The organism is Polaromonas sp. CT11-55, from assembly GCF_047303325.1.
Classification (GTDB): Bacteria; Pseudomonadota; Gammaproteobacteria; order Burkholderiales; family Burkholderiaceae_C; genus Polaromonas.
The window spans coordinates 44165-58533 of sequence record NZ_JBKBEX010000016.1; the positions used below are offsets into that span (position 1 = coordinate 44165).

Sequence of the window (14369 nt, forward strand, 5' to 3'; positions counted from 1 at the left end):
ATGGCCGATGCGGATTAGCCCCGGTCCTGGTCCTGGGCCGGGCGGTCCAGCAAAGCTTTCATCGACAGCTTGACGCGGCCTTTTTCGTCGGTCTCGAGAACCTTGACTTTGACGATCTGGCCTTCGCTCAGGTAATCGGTGACTTTCTCGACTCGCTCGTGGGCAATCTGGCTGATATGCAGCAGGCCGTCCTTGCCGGGCAGCAGGTTGATCAGCGCGCCGAAGTCCAGGATCTTGGTGACCGGGCCTTCGTAGACCTTGCCGATTTCAACTTCAGCGGTGATCTCGGCGATGCGGCGTTTGGCCTCATCGGCCTTGGCGCTGTCGTTCGAGGCGATGGTGATGGTGCCGTCTTCCTCGATGTTGATCTGCGTACCGGTTTCTTCGGTCAACGCGCGGATGACGGCGCCGCCCTTGCCGATCACGTCACGGATCTTCTCGGGGTTGATCTTCATCACGTAGAGGCGGGGTGCGAAGTCGGAGACCTCGGCCTTGGCCTCGCCCATGGCTTCCTGCATCTTGCCCAGGATGTGCATGCGGGCTTCCTTGGCCTGGGCCAGTGCGACCTGCATGATTTCCTTGGTGATGCCCTGGATCTTGATGTCCATCTGCAGCGCGGTGATACCGAAGGTGGTGCCCGCAACCTTGAAGTCCATGTCGCCCAGGTGATCTTCGTCGCCCAGGATGTCGGTCAGCACGGCAAAGCGGTTGTCTTCCTTGATCAGGCCCATGGCGATACCGGCCACATGGGCCTTCATCGGAACGCCGGCGTCCATCAGCGAGAGGCAGCCGCCGCAGACCGAAGCCATCGACGAAGAACCGTTGGACTCGGTGATTTCAGACACCACGCGCATGGTGTAGGGGAATTCTTCCTTCGTGGGCAGCACGGCGACGAGCGCGCGCTTGGCCAGGCGGCCGTGGCCGATTTCGCGGCGTTTCGGGCTGCCGACACGGCCTGTTTCGCCGGTGGCGAAAGGAGGCATGTTGTAGTGCAGCATGAAGCGGTCTTCGTAGTCGCCGGACAGCGCGTCGATGCGCTGCGCGTCGCGCTCGGTGCCCAGCGTGGTCACGACCAGCGCCTGGGTTTCGCCGCGGGTGAACAGGGCCGAGCCGTGGGTGCGGGGCAGCACGCTGTTGCGAATTTCAATCGCGCGCACGGTGCGGGTGTCGCGGCCGTCGATGCGGGGCTCGCCGGCCAGGATCTGACTGCGCACGATCTTGGCTTCGATGTCGAACAGCATGCCTTCCACGGCGACGCTGTCGAATTCCACGCCGTCGGCCTTCAGGGCGGCCATCACGTCGGAAGTCACCACGCGACAGGCTTGCGTACGGGCTTGCTTGGCGCGGATCTGGTAGGCGGCTTGCAGCTTGGCGGCGGCAAGTTCGTTGACCTTGGCGATCAGCGGTTCGTTCTTGGCGGGGGCTTGCCAGTCCCAGACCGGCTTGCCGGCATCGCGCACGAGTTCGTGGATCGCGTTGATCGCGATATTGCCCTGCTCGTGGCCGAACACCACGGCGCCGAGCATGATTTCTTCGGACAGTTGCTGGGCTTCGGACTCGACCATCAGCACTGCGGCTTCGGTACCGGCCACGACGAGGTCCATCTTCGAATCTTTGAGCTGGGTCTTGCCGGGGTTCAGCACGTACTGGCCGTCGATGTAGGCCACGCGCGCGGCGCCTATGGGGCCGTTGAAGGGGATGCCGGAAATCGACAGGGCCGCGCTGGAAGCGATCAGCGCGGGGATGTCGCCTTCGACTTCAGGGTTCAGCGAAAGCACATGGATCACGACCTGCACTTCATTGAAGAAGCCTTCGGGGAAGAGCGGGCGGATGGGGCGGTCGATCAGGCGGGAGGTCAGCGTTTCGAATTCGCTGGGGCGGCCTTCACGCTTGAAGAAGCTGCCGGGAATGCGGCCGGCGGCATAGGTTTTCTCGAGGTAGTCGACGGTCAGGGGGAAGAAGTCCTGGCCGGGCTTGGCATCGGACTTGGCGACCACGGTGGCCAGCACCACAGTGCCGTCCATGTCTACGACGACGGCGCCGCTGGACTGGCGGGCGATTTCGCCGGTTTCCATCGTGACCTTGTGCTGGCCCCATTGGAAGGACTTGGTGACTTTGTTGAAAATGCTCATGTTCTTATCTCCATTAAATTCACACGCTTGAGGCAGCGCGGGAGGCCCGGAGCGGCGGCTGGCTGAACACGATGCCATTCCACAAAATGCCTGGGGTCAGCGACCTGCCCAGGGCTTTTTTTGTGGAATGACACAGCGCGTGCTCGTTTTGCCTTGCTCCGAAGTAAAAAGCGCCTGAGCTAGTGAACTAACTCAGGCGCTTTCAAATTCTTGTTACCGATTACTTGCGCAGGCCAAGCTTGGCGATCAGCGCGGTGTAACGGTCGGCGTCTTTGGACTTCAGGTAGTCCAGCAGCTTGCGGCGACGGCTCACCATGCGCAACAGGCCGCGGCGGCCGTGGTGATCCTTGGCGTTGGCCTTGAAATGGGGGGTCAGTTCGTTGATGCGGCCGGTCAGCAGCGCCACTTGAACTTCAGGGCTGCCGGTGTCGCCGGCGGCACGTGCGTTGGCCTGAACGATTTCGGCCTTGACGGATTTTGCAATCATGTTTTCTCTTTCTTGCACCGAGGTGCGCTTGCGAGCGAAGCAGCGTTCCCGACATGGGAGATGGATAAACCGCTTTCGTCGTGTTCCGGCATGGAAAAGGCCCCAAAAAGGCCTCAAACTGCGCAGAGCCTTGGATTATAGCCTGAGAACCCGTTCAAGCTCCAAGCCAGCCCTTCAGCCGCCCCACCCCCTGCCCCAGCCTGGCGAGGTCCTGGCTGGCGAAACACCAGCGCAGCCAGCCCTGGGCCTCGGGCCCGGGGTTGACCATAAAGGCGTTGCCCGGCGCCAGGCCCAGGCCGGCCTCCACGACCAGGCGTTTGGCCGTTTCCAGCGAGTCGCCAAAGCGCCCAGGGTCTGCGGGGTCTTGCAGCCGGAAAAAGGCGTACATCCCGCCCTTGGCCGGCGCCAGCTGCACGCCGGGCACGGCCTGCAACAGCGGCACCAGGGTGTCGCGGCAGGTTTTCAGGTGAGCCACCACCCGTGGGGTGATGTCGGCGGTGCGCTCAATGGCCACCAGCCCGGCCCGCTGCACAAACACCGGCGCGCAGGAGGTGTTGAACTCCACCAGCTTGCCCATGTGCGGCGTCATCGTGGCCGGCATCACCAGCCAGCCCAGGCGCCAGCCGGTCATCAGAAAGCTCTTGGAAAAGCTATGGACCACGACCAGGCGATCTTCCGGTGCCGCGATGTCCAGGAAACTGGGCGCGCAGCCATTGGGCGTGGGCTCGTAATACAGCCGCTCATACACCTCGTCGGCCAATATCCAGGTCCCGGTTTGGCGGCAATGCGCCAGGATGGCCTCCTGCTCGGCGCGCGCCAGGGTCCAGCCGGTGGGGTTGTTGGGCGCATTGACAATCAGCAGCTTGGTCTTGGGTGTGATGGCGGCCAGCAACTCGCCCAGGTCCAGTTGCCATTCACCCGCCACCGGTTTGAGGCTCACGCAGCGCACCCGCGCGCCCATGATGGCCGGCTGGGCCGTCAGGTTGGGCCATACCGGCGTGACGGCCACGACCTCGTCGCCCGCGTCCACCAGCGCCTGCACGGCCAGCATCAAGGCATTGACGCCACCCGAGGTGACCGCGATGCGCTCCGCGGTGATGGGCGCGGCGCCTGGGCAGCGCAGGCCGGTCGCATAAGCAGCGATGGCTTCCCGCAGCTCGGGCAGGCCCAGGTTGTGCGCATAAAAGGTTTCACCCTGCTGCAGCGAGGCGGCAGCCGCATCGCGAATAAAAGCCGGCGTGACCTCGTCGCTTTCGCCGAACCAGAACTTGAGCACATCGCTGCGCCCCATGCCGGCATTGGCGACCTGGCGGATCATGGATTCTTCAAGGTTTAAAACAGCTTGTCTCATGGTCATGGGAATGTTCGATCTGCCTGCTGGCGTCCGTCAAAAAAACAAAGAAATTGAAACTCAGGGCCGGACCATCTTGCAGCTGCTCGGCTGCTCAGCCCGCTCGGGCGAAATCGTCTTGATGACACGAAAGCCATAGCCCGAGCCTTCCACGTCGAACTTCACGCCCGGCGAGCCCTGCTTGCCCATCAGCGCCACCAGCAGCGGCTGCTGGAACTGGTGGTCCAGCGCGCGCATGGCGCCCTGATGGCCCGCGAAAGTGACCGTGCCGCGCTCGAGCTGCGCCGCCACCGCGCCGGCTTCGGTGCTGCCGGCCTTGTCCAGGCTTTGGGCCAGGGCCTCGACCATGAGCTGCATGCGCATGTGCACATAGTCGTCCTGCGGCTTCGGGAACCGCTGGCGAAAGGACTGGTAAAACGCCTCGGATTGCGCGCCCGCCTCGTTGGGGAACCAGTCGGCCACGGCGACCACCTTGCCCACGCCGGCCTCGCCCAGCGCGCCCGGCACACCCAGCGCATTGCCGTAGAAGGTGTAGAACTTGCCCTCGTAGCCCACCTCCCTGGCCGCCTTGATCAGCAGGGTCAGGTCGTTGCCCCAGTTGCCCGTGAGCACCGCCTGCGCGCCGCTGGCCTTGATCTTCGCGGCGTAGGGGATGAAATCCTTGACGCGGCCCAGCGCGTGCAGCTCGTCGCCCACGATCTGCACGTCGGGACGCTGCGCGCCCAGCTGCTTGCGGGCCTCGCGCAGCACGGCCTGGCCGAAGCTGTAGTCCTGGCCTATCAGGTAAATGCTTTTGAGCGCCTTGTCGTCCTTGAGCACGTCCATGAGCGCGGCCATGCGCATGTCGGCGTGCGCGTCGAAGCGAAAGTGCCAGTAGCTGCATTTTTCGTTCGTCAGGATGGGATCGACCGCCGAGTAGTTCAGGAACAGCACGCGCTTTTTCGGCTCGCGCTCGTTGTGCTTGTTGATGGCGTCAATGAGCACCGCCGCGATGGCCGAGGAATTGCCCTGCGCAATGATGGTCACGCCGTCGTCGATGGCCGAGCGCAGGGCCGCCAGCGCCTCTTCGTTCTGGCCCTTGCTGTCGTAGCGCTCGACCACCAGGTTGCGCGGCCCGCCGGCCAGTTTCACGCCGCCGCGAGCATTGACGCGCTCGGTAGCCCAGACCAGGTTGCGGAACACCGCTTCGCCGGTGTTGGCGAAGGCGCCCGACAGGCTTTCGATGAGCGCAATACGAACAGGTGCAGGTACCGGTGGCTGGCCAGCGGTCTGCGCGCCGGCCCCCACGGCGGCGCAAAGACATAGGGCCGTGAAAAGGCGTTTCAAGTGTTGGCGCATAAAAAAAGAACTCCCTGTTTTTCGCTGGATCTGGCTTGAATAAACCGGCTGCACACCTAACTGGTGTGCATGCGGCAATCACGGTGAACGCCGCGCAGTGTAAGGGGAAACCGCCCCTTGTTAACCCATCAAGGAACAGCCATGTTTTACTCTCTCGCCCATCGCCCCGCCCGCGCCTTTCATCGCCACTACGCGCCCGTCGTGAGCAACGGCGCCCTCGAAAAATTCCTCAACGACACCTTCACCTCGCTCTCCGATGCCGGCGCCGCCAAGGCCGCCAGCGTGGAAGACCAGGAAAAAACCTACACCCTGCAGCTTGACGTCCCGGGTCTCGCCCGCGAGCAGCTGGACATCGGCATTGAAGGCGATGTGGTCCGCGTGGCCAGCAAGGAGGACGCGCCCCGCAAGGTCAAGGCCGCCTGGCGCTTCCCGCTGGAAATCGACACCGCCAACAGCTCGGCCAAACTCGAGAATGGCGTGCTGACCCTGACGCTGGGCAAAAAAGTCCCCGTCAGCAACGTCACGCACCTCGATATTCAATAACCGGGCCGTCCAGGGTTCAGGCTGCTTCAGCCTGCAGCTCTGCCAGGTTCCAGCGCGGCTTCACGTCAAAGGTGTAGCCGCGCTGTAGCGTTTCCAGCCCCGCTTGCAAGCGCATGCCCGCTGCCAACGCAATCATCGCGCCGTTGTCGGTGCACAAATGCAATTCGGGGTAGTGCACGCGTATGCCGCGTTGCTTGCACACGGCGTTGAGCTGGCTGCGCAGCAGCGCATTGGCGCCCACGCCACCGGCCACCACCAGGCGCTTGAGCCCGGTTTGGGCCATCGCCGCCAGTGATTTTTTGACCAGCACTTCCACAATCGCCGCCTGCGTGGCAGCCGCCAGATCGGCCTTACGGCTTTCCAGGTCTGGTCCCAGCTTTTTGGCTTGCGTCAGCACCGCGGTCTTGAGCCCGGCAAAGGAAAAATCGAGGTCGCCGCTGTGCAGCAAGGGTCGCGGCAGCTTGAAAGCCGCGCCGTCGCCCCCCTCGGCCAGCTTGGACAAGTGCGGACCGCCCGGATAAGGCAGACCCATGAGTTTGGCCGATTTGTCAAAGGCCTCACCGGCCGCGTCGTCAATGGTTTCACCGAGCAGCTCATAGCTGCCTACGCGGTCCACCCGCATCAACTGGGTGTGGCCGCCCGACACCAGCAGCGCCACAAACGGAAACTCGGGCGGATCGGCGCTCAGGAAGGGCGAGAGCAAATGGCCTTCCAGGTGGTGCACACCCATGGCCGGCTTGCCCAACGCCGCCGCCAGAGAGCAAGCCACCCCGGCCCCCACCAGAAGCGCGCCGGCCAACCCGGGCCCGCGCGTATAAGCCACCACGTCCACTTGCGCCAGGCTGCTCCCCGCCTCCGCCATCACCTGCTGCGTCAGGGGCAATACACGGCGTATGTGGTCGCGGCTAGCCAGTTCAGGCACCACGCCGCCATAGGCCTGGTGCATGGCGATCTGGCTGTACAGCGCATGCGACAGCAGGCGCGGCACGCCGCCGCCGCTGGCATCCACCAGCGCCACGCCGGTTTCATCACAACTCGATTCGATACCTAAGACTCGCATATTCTTCGAGTGTAAGGTTTGGAGAGAACTCCCCACATCAACAGGGCTGCGGAGCCGTCAAGGGCACAGTTCTTGCACGAGTTTTCCCATGACGCCGTCACAATCCCTGCGCCTGGTCATCATCGCACCGGACCTCCTGGAGTCCGTGTCCGATGACGCCCATGCCCGGGAGCTCGCCGAGCGCTCGCGCCAGCTGCGTATAGGCCTGCTCGAAAACGGTTACAACATCGTCGCGGTGCTTCCGGCCGACACCTTTCTGGACGAACGCCTGGCGCAGCTGCAGCCCGACATGATCATCGTGGACGCCGAAAGCGAGGCCCGTGACTCTCTGGAACATGTGGTGATGGCGACGCGCGATGCGCGGCGGCCCATCGTGCTGTTCACGAACGACAACGACACCAGCCACGTCAAGGACGCGGTCGCGGCCGGCGTGTCGGCTTATGTGGTGGCCGGGCTCTCGCCAGACCGCATCCGCCCCATCCTGGACGTGGCCATGGCGCGCTTTGAGCACGAGCAGGGCCTGCGAAAGGAACTGGCGCATGCCAAGACCGAGCTGCACGAGCGAAAAGTCATAGACCGGGCCAAAGGCATGCTGATGCAACGCCAGGGACTGTCCGAGCAGGCCGCATACGAAAAGCTGCGCAAGGCCGCCATGGACAAAGGCCTGCGCCTGGGCGAGGTGGCCCAGCGCATGCTGGACGCCCTGGACCTGCTGGGCTGATGCGCCGGCCGGGCCGCCCACCCCCAATTGGTGCAGCGCACAAATTAGGTGCGAACAACAAGCCCCCACCATTTCGGCGCTCCACCTTTAGGCGCCTATTTAGAGCGTTCACCCGGGGGTCGCACAGGGGGAGTTTTCCGGCACTCCCTACTCTGTAAATCAATTCTTTCGGCAACTTTCAAGGCCCCTGGCACAGCTTTTGCAATGCCCTAAGCACCGGCCAAGGATGGCCATACGGCACAGCACTTCAACGACGAAGTGTGTGGTGCCCCAAGGAACAAAGGCGTTCGCACCCTGCATCACGTTCAACGTGTTGCCCGGGTCGAGCGCCTTTTTTGTTTTTGTCTTTTGTTTTTACCTAGCTGGAGCCGACCACATGACTGAACTGCTGAAATCTTCGCTGACACGCCGTACCGTGCTGCAGGCCGCCGCCGTGGGCGCCGTGGGCATCAACCCCGCCCTGCGCGCCGCCGTGTACGCCCAGGGATCGGACGCGCCGGAGAAAAAGGAAGTCAAGATCGGCTTCATTCCCCTGACCGACTGCGCATCGGTGGTGATGGCCTCGGTGCTGGGCATAGACCAGAAGTACGGCGTCAAGATCATCCCGACCAAGGAAGCCAGCTGGGCCGGCGTGCGCGACAAGCTGGTCAATGGCGAGCTGGACTTCGCCCACGTGCTCTACGGACTGGTCTACGGCGTGCACATGGGCACGGCCGGCCCCAAGAAGGACATGGCCGTGCTGATGACGCTCAACAACAACGGCCAGGCGATCACGCTGTCCAAGAAGCTCGCCGACAAGGGCGCGGTGGACGGCCCCGGACTGGCCAAGCTGATGGCCAGCGACAAACGCGAATACACCTTTGCCCAGACCTTTCCCACCGGCACGCACGCCATGTGGCTTTATTACTGGCTGGCCGCCAACGGCATCAACCCGATGAAGGACGCCAAGGTCATCACCGTGCCGCCGCCGCAAATGGTGGCCAACATGCGCGTAGGCAATATGGACGGGTTCTGCGTGGGCGAGCCTTGGGGCCATCGCGCCATCATCGACGGCATCGGCGTGACCGCCGTGACCACCCAGGACGTCTGGAAGGACCACCCTGAAAAGGTGCTGGGTACCACAGCCGACTTCGTCAAGAAATACCCCAACACCGCGCGCGCCGTGACCGCCGCCATCATCGAGGCCGGCAAATGGATTGACGCCAGCCTCTCCAACAAGAACAAAATGGCCGAGACCGTGGCTGACAAAAGCTATGTCAACACCAGCGTCGACGCGATCAACCAGCGCATCCTGGGCCGCTACCAGAACGGCATGGGCAAGACCTGGGACGACCCCAACTACATGAAGTTCTACAACGACGGCGCGGTGAGCTTCCCTTACCTCTCCGACGGCATGTGGTTCCTCACCCAGCACAAGCGCTGGGGCCTGATCAAGGATCACCCCGACTATCTGGGCATCGCCAAACAAATCAATCACATCGACGTCTACAAGCAGGCCGCCACCGCCGCCAAGGCCAGCGTTCCCAAGGAAATCATGCGCAGCAGCAAGCTGATGGACGGCACGGTCTGGGATGGCAAGGACCCGAAAAAATACGCCGACAGCTTCAAGGTTCACGCCTAGGCCCGCGCTTCGCTCCATCCAACGAACCTTCCACCCCACGCAAAGAGGTCACGCCATGGTCAGTGCCGTATTCCACAGCCCGCTTGAGGCCGCCCCCGCGGCCCGCGGCGGCGACAAACCCAAAGCCAGGGATGCCGGCCCTGCTCCATCGGCGCCTACCCACAACATGACAAACCCCACCACCACTCCCCTCGCGGCGCAGGCGGCCGCCCCCGACGCGCCGGCGCGCGCACCCTGGGATGCCTCGTTTCTCTGGCTGGCCGTGCTGCCGCCGCTGCTGGGCCTGGGCCTGCTGGTGCTGGTCTGGGAGCTGGTGTTCATGGGCACGGGCGGCAGCATCCCGTCTCCCAAGGACACCCTGATGCAGGCGGTGCAGATCTTCAGCGACCCGTTCTACAGCAAGGGCCCCAACGACCAGGGCGTGGGCTGGAACGTGCTGTCCTCGCTCAAGCGCGTGGCCATGGGCTTCGGCATGGCGGCGGTCATCGGCATCCCGGTCGGCTTCATGATCGGTCGCTTCAATTTCCTGAGCCGCATGTTCAACCCGTTGATCAGCCTGCTGCGTCCGGTCTCGCCGCTGGCCTGGCTGCCGATAGGCCTGCTGGTCTTCAAGGGCGCCAACCCGGCCGCCATCTGGACCATCTTCATCTGCTCGATCTGGCCCATGATCATCAACACCGCCGTCGGCGTGCAGCGCGTGCCGCAGGACTACATGAACGTGGCGCGCGTGCTCAAGCTCAGCGAATGGAAGATCGTCACCAAGATACTCTTTCCCGCCGTGCTGCCCTACATGCTGACCGGCGTGCGCCTGGCCGTGGGCACCGCCTGGCTGGTGATCGTCGCGGCCGAGATGCTGACCGGCGGCGTCGGCATCGGCTTCTGGGTCTGGGACGAGTGGAACAACCTCAACGTCAAGAACATCATCATCGCGATCTTCGTGATCGGCATCGTCGGCCTGGTGCTGGAATTCGCGCTGATCAAGCTGGCCACGGCCTTCACCTTCGAAGAAGTCAAGAACTGAACACGGGGAAACCGCCATGACATCCTTCACCACCAAGTACATCGAGATCCAGGGCGTAGCGCAGACCTTCAAGACCCGCAAGGGGCCGTTCCGCGCGCTGCAAAACATCAACCTCACCGTCGCCAAGGGCGAGTTCGTCGCGCTGATAGGCCACTCGGGCTGCGGCAAGTCCACGCTGCTGAACCTGATCGCCGGCCTGACAACGCCCACCGAGGGCAGCCTGCTGTGCGCCAACCGCGAAATCGCCGGGCCCGGCCCGGAGCGCGCCGTGGTGTTCCAGAACCACTCGCTGCTTCCCTGGCTGACCTGCTTTGAAAACGTCTACCTCGCGGTCGAGCGCGTGTTCTCGGAGACTGAAAACAAGGCGCAGCTCAAAGCGCGCACCGACGCGGCGCTGGCCATGGTCGGACTCACCGCGGCGGCGCAAAAGCGCCCCGGCGAAATCTCGGGCGGCATGAAGCAGCGCGTCGGCATCGCGCGCGCGCTGTCCATGGAGCCCAAGGTGCTGCTGCTCGACGAACCCTTCGGCGCGCTGGACGCGCTGACCCGCGCCAAGCTGCAGGACGAGCTGCTGCAGATCGTGGCCACCACGCAAAGCACGGTGGTGATGGTGACCCATGACGTCGATGAAGCGGTGCTGCTCTCCGACCGCATCGTGATGATGACCAACGGCCCCTCGGCCACGATTGGCGAAGTGCTGCAGGTCGAGTTGCCGCGGCCCCGCTCGCGCGTGGCGCTGGCCGAAGACATCCGCTACCTGGGCTACCGCAAGGCCGTGATCGATTTTCTTTATACGCGCCAGGGCCACGTCGAAAAAGCAGCCTGAAGCTGGTAAGGATAAACCAGCAGGGGCCGCGGAACCGGCTTTGCCGGGCCGCAGGCGCAGCGCCCCCTCGGGGGGCAGCGACCCGCGCAGCGGCGGAGCGTGGGGGCCCGTGCCGACCGTTCCGCCAATCCGCAAGTTCGCATAAGGGAGGTTTCCTATGTCTGCAGTTTTGCCAGTCCACGGCGCCGACAGGATCGCGGCCGCCCGGCCCGCACGCAAAGCCGGCCCCGGCCTGTTCGGCAAGTACCGCGAAATCATCATCGCGGTGGCCTTCTTCCTGCTGTTCGACCTCGGGGTGCTGGTGCTGAACTTCTACACCTCGTTCAAGATCGACCAGGACACCGTGACCATCAATCTCTCCGGGCGCCAGCGCTATGTGTCGCAACGCGTCGCGCGAACCCTGCTGGAGCTTGACGCCACGCGCGCCGCCGGGCTTTTCTACAAGCCCGAGACTCTGGCGGAGCTGCGCTCGGGCGCCAAGATCTTCCAGATCTCGCAGGTGGCTTTTCGCGAAGGCGGCACGATTCCCGGCGGCGACGGCAAACCCGTCTACCTGCACCCCGTGACATCCAGCCGCGGCCGCGAGCTTGAAGAGAAAGTGGAAACGCTGTGGAAACCCTACTTCGCCCTGCTCCAGCCCTTGCTGACCGGTGACAACTTCACGCAGCAGGAGCTGGCCGCCGCACTGGCCTACAGCCAGGCCAACAACAGCCAGCTGCTCAGCGCGGCCAACGACTTCGTGACCGAAACACAGCAGATAGGCGCGTCGCGCGCCAGCGTGCTGCGCATGGTGCAAACCGGCGGCATCGTGCTGGCCCTGCTGAATTTCGCCTTCATCCTGTTCAAGTTTTTGCGCCGGCTGAAGACCTCCGACGCCGCGATTGAAGCGGCGACCGAGGAAAACCGCGAAATCCTCGCGAGTGTGCGCGAGGGCCTGTTCCTGCTCACGCCGGGGCACCAGTTGGGCTCGCAGCTGTCCCGCTCCACCCATGCGCTGTTCGGCAAGACGCTGGTGCCGGGGCAAAACTTTTTTGAGGTGCTGTCCACGATGGTGTCCCTCAAAGCCCTCACGGACGCGCGGGACTATGTCGAGCTGCTGTTCTCCCCGCATGTGAAAGAGCAGCTGGTCCAGGGCATCAACCCGCTTTCGGAAGTGGAACTCACCGTCGCCAACCGCCTGGGCCAGCAGACCACTCGCTACCTGTCCTTCCACTTCAACCGGGTGCAGGACGGCGCCACCGTTCGGCACCTGCTGGTCACCGTGCAGGACATCACGCAAAAGGTCGAATTGCAGGCCAGGCTCGCCAGCGAACGCCAGCGTTCGCAAAAAGAGCTGTCCATGATGCTCAAGGCCTTCGAGACCGAACCGGCCATGATGCGGGCCTTCGTCGAGCGCGCCGAGGCTTCGCTGCTCGAGGTCAACGACCTGCTGCGCAGCACCTCCTCGGCCGCCTCCGAGATCCAGGTGCTCAAGGCCGTGGACGGCGCCTACCGCCGCATCCACGCCTTCAAGGGCGACGCGGCCTCACTGGGGCTGGAAATCCTGGCCACGCTGGCCCACCAGTTCGAGAGTGAATTGCAAAAACTCAAGGACAGCGGCGCGGCTACCGGCGACGCCCTGCTGGCCCTGCCCTTGCCGCTGGAAGACCTGCTCTCCAAGGTGGGCGCCTTCAAGGCCCTGAGCCAGAAACGCTCCGGCGAGGGCACGTCGCCCCGGCAAGCGAACTCGCCGGAGAGCCTGCGTGCCGCGCTGTCACAACTGGTGGCCGAGGTGGCCGCTGACTGCGGCAAGCGTGTGAAGGCCGAGCTGCGCATGGACGGCGCACCGGAGGTACCGCCGGCCAAGATGGACCTGGTGCGCGAGATTGCCATCCAGCTGCTGCGCAATGCCGTGGTGCACGGCGTGGAAACACCGGCTGCACGGCAGGCCGCCGGCAAAACCGCCGAGGGCCAGGTCAGCGTGGTGCTGGGCCCTGATGAATCCGGCCAATGGCAGCTCACGGTTCGCGACGACGGCGCCGGCCTGAACGCTGCAGACGTGCGCCGCCGCCTGCTGGAGCTGGGCTGGTACAACGCCGAGCAGCTGCAGAGCTTCAGCGACAAGCAGATCGTCGCGAATATTTTCAAGCCCGGTTTTTCCACCGCGGGTGGCACTTCGCGGCATGCCGGCCGCGGTGTCGGCCTGGACCTGGTGCAGGCCAACGTGCAAAGCCTGGGCGCGCGCCTGCTGCTGTCGAGCACACCCGGCCAGCACACCGAATTCCGGGTCGTGTTTTCCTGAGGCCGCCCCCCATGACCCCATCCCCAACATTCCCAACATTCCCAACCCCCAAGGAGGCTCACCATGCGATTGCTGATTGTTGACGACTCCAACATGATCCGCACCCGCATCTCGCGCGTGGTGCAAAACGGCGGCATCAAGGGCATCGTGCTCGCGGGCCTGGCCAGAAACGGCAACGAGGCCGTGCGGCTGGCTCGCGCGACCCGGCCCGAAGTCGTCACCATGGACCTGACCATGCCCGAGATGGACGGCGTCGAATGCATTTCCGCGCTGCTCAAGCTGGACCCGGCCGTCAAGATCCTGGTGGTCAGCGCGCTCAGCGACAAGTCGACGGCCATCCAGGCGCTCAAGCTGGGCGCACGCGGCTTCGTCGCCAAACCCTTCACCGATGAAGAGCTGCAGATGGCATTGCTCGACATCGCCGACATGCGCTAAGGAGGGCTGCTATGGCCACACTCAACGAAAACGACCTCAAGCTGTTTGTCGACTCGATCCGGCATTACCTGAAAGTCACCACCCGGCAGGAGCCGCAGATCACCTCGGCCTACCTCGGCTCGGGCGATATCGAGGGCTTTGAATTCAACGGCATCGTGGCCTTTTCGGGCAGCCACAACGGCCATGTGATGGTCTCCATGCCGGGCAAGCTGGTGCGTGAAATTTTGCTGCTGCAGCATGAAACCGACCTCAGCGACGGCAACCTGCTGGACGCCGTGGGCGAGATCGCCAACACGCTGGCCGGCAACGCGCGCAAGGCCCTGGGCTCCGAGCTGCAGATTTCAGTGCCCGTCAAGATGCAGGGCACGCAGGGCATGAAGGCCAGAGTGCGCACCCGCCCCTACGTCATCACGCTGCGCTGGAACCACTATTCGGCCATGGTCTGCGTCGACATGGACCGCAAAAACTGAACTGAATTCCCGCCAGGGCGCACGTATTTTGTGCGACGCACCAAAAGAAACCAGAAAACGGGCTGAAACCGCGCTGCAAGGGT

The 14369-nt window shown here is 63.9% G+C and carries 13 protein-coding genes; 8 read left to right on the top strand and 5 right to left on the bottom strand.

The genetic code is table 11. From position 1 onward, the window contains the following. Positions 1 to 14 precede the first annotated feature (14 nt). The 4 genes from pnp to ACEN8I_RS15450 form a co-directional block, all read right to left on the bottom strand. Positions 15 to 2132 (bottom strand): polyribonucleotide nucleotidyltransferase, encoded by a 2118-nt coding sequence (gene pnp, locus ACEN8I_RS15435; protein WP_413329386.1) that lies wholly within the window; start codon positions 2130 to 2132, stop codon positions 15 to 17. A 220-nt stretch (positions 2133 to 2352) separates the two neighbouring features. Then, positions 2353 to 2619 carry a 30S ribosomal protein S15 gene (gene rpsO / locus ACEN8I_RS15440; RefSeq protein WP_007864491.1) on the bottom strand — a complete coding sequence of 89 codons (267 nt, stop codon included), beginning with the start codon at positions 2617 to 2619 and terminating at the stop codon, positions 2353 to 2355. A gap of 154 nt (positions 2620 to 2773) precedes the next feature. Further along, a complete protein-coding gene (locus ACEN8I_RS15445) occupies positions 2774 to 3976 on the bottom strand; it encodes a pyridoxal phosphate-dependent aminotransferase (protein WP_413329387.1) in 1203 nt (400 codons plus the stop codon). A 54-nt stretch (positions 3977 to 4030) separates the two neighbouring features. After that, positions 4031 to 5308 (bottom strand): branched-chain amino acid ABC transporter substrate-binding protein, encoded by a 1278-nt coding sequence (locus tag ACEN8I_RS15450; protein WP_413329388.1) that lies wholly within the window; start codon positions 5306 to 5308, stop codon positions 4031 to 4033. Positions 5309 to 5449: 141 nt separating this feature from the next. On the opposite strand from ACEN8I_RS15450, the gene ACEN8I_RS15455 reads away from it, so the two are divergent. Further along, positions 5450 to 5851, top strand: a complete 402-nt coding sequence (locus ACEN8I_RS15455; protein WP_413329389.1) for an Hsp20/alpha crystallin family protein — start codon at positions 5450 to 5452, stop codon at positions 5849 to 5851. Between the two features lie 16 nt (positions 5852 to 5867). On the opposite strand, the gene tsaD is transcribed toward ACEN8I_RS15455, so the two are convergent. After that, on the bottom strand, positions 5868 to 6911 hold the full coding sequence (gene tsaD, locus ACEN8I_RS15460; protein WP_413329390.1) for a tRNA (adenosine(37)-N6)-threonylcarbamoyltransferase complex transferase subunit TsaD: 1044 nt from the start codon (positions 6909 to 6911) through the stop codon (positions 5868 to 5870). A gap of 88 nt (positions 6912 to 6999) precedes the next feature. On the opposite strand from tsaD, the gene ACEN8I_RS15465 reads away from it, so the two are divergent. The 7 genes from ACEN8I_RS15465 (at position 7000) to ACEN8I_RS15495 (ending at position 14286) form a co-directional block, all read left to right on the top strand. Next, positions 7000 to 7632 (top strand): ANTAR domain-containing response regulator, encoded by a 633-nt coding sequence (locus ACEN8I_RS15465; RefSeq protein WP_007864505.1) that lies wholly within the window; start codon positions 7000 to 7002, stop codon positions 7630 to 7632. Positions 7633 to 8008: 376 nt separating this feature from the next. Then, entirely contained in the window at positions 8009 to 9253 is a 1245-nt protein-coding gene (locus ACEN8I_RS15470; protein ID WP_413329391.1) for an ABC transporter substrate-binding protein, read from the top strand. A 55-nt stretch (positions 9254 to 9308) separates the two neighbouring features. Then, the gene (gene ntrB / locus ACEN8I_RS15475) at positions 9309 to 10274 is read left to right on the top strand and encodes a nitrate ABC transporter permease (RefSeq protein ID WP_413329392.1); all 966 of its coding nucleotides are present in this window, start codon (positions 9309 to 9311) and stop codon (positions 10272 to 10274) included. 16 nt (positions 10275 to 10290) lie between these two features. Further along, complete coding sequence (locus tag ACEN8I_RS15480) at positions 10291 to 11100, top strand: ABC transporter ATP-binding protein (protein WP_007864510.1); 810 nt, start codon at positions 10291 to 10293, stop codon at positions 11098 to 11100. Between the two features lie 157 nt (positions 11101 to 11257). Beyond that, entirely contained in the window at positions 11258 to 13381 is a 2124-nt protein-coding gene (locus ACEN8I_RS15485; protein ID WP_413329393.1) for an ATP-binding protein, read from the top strand. Positions 13382 to 13444: 63 nt separating this feature from the next. Beyond that, a complete protein-coding gene (locus tag ACEN8I_RS15490) occupies positions 13445 to 13816 on the top strand; it encodes a response regulator transcription factor (protein WP_413329395.1) in 372 nt (123 codons plus the stop codon). An 11-nt stretch (positions 13817 to 13827) separates the two neighbouring features. After that, entirely contained in the window at positions 13828 to 14286 is a 459-nt protein-coding gene (locus tag ACEN8I_RS15495; protein WP_007864517.1) for a chemotaxis protein CheX, read from the top strand. The last annotated feature ends 83 nt before the right edge of the window (positions 14287 to 14369 follow it).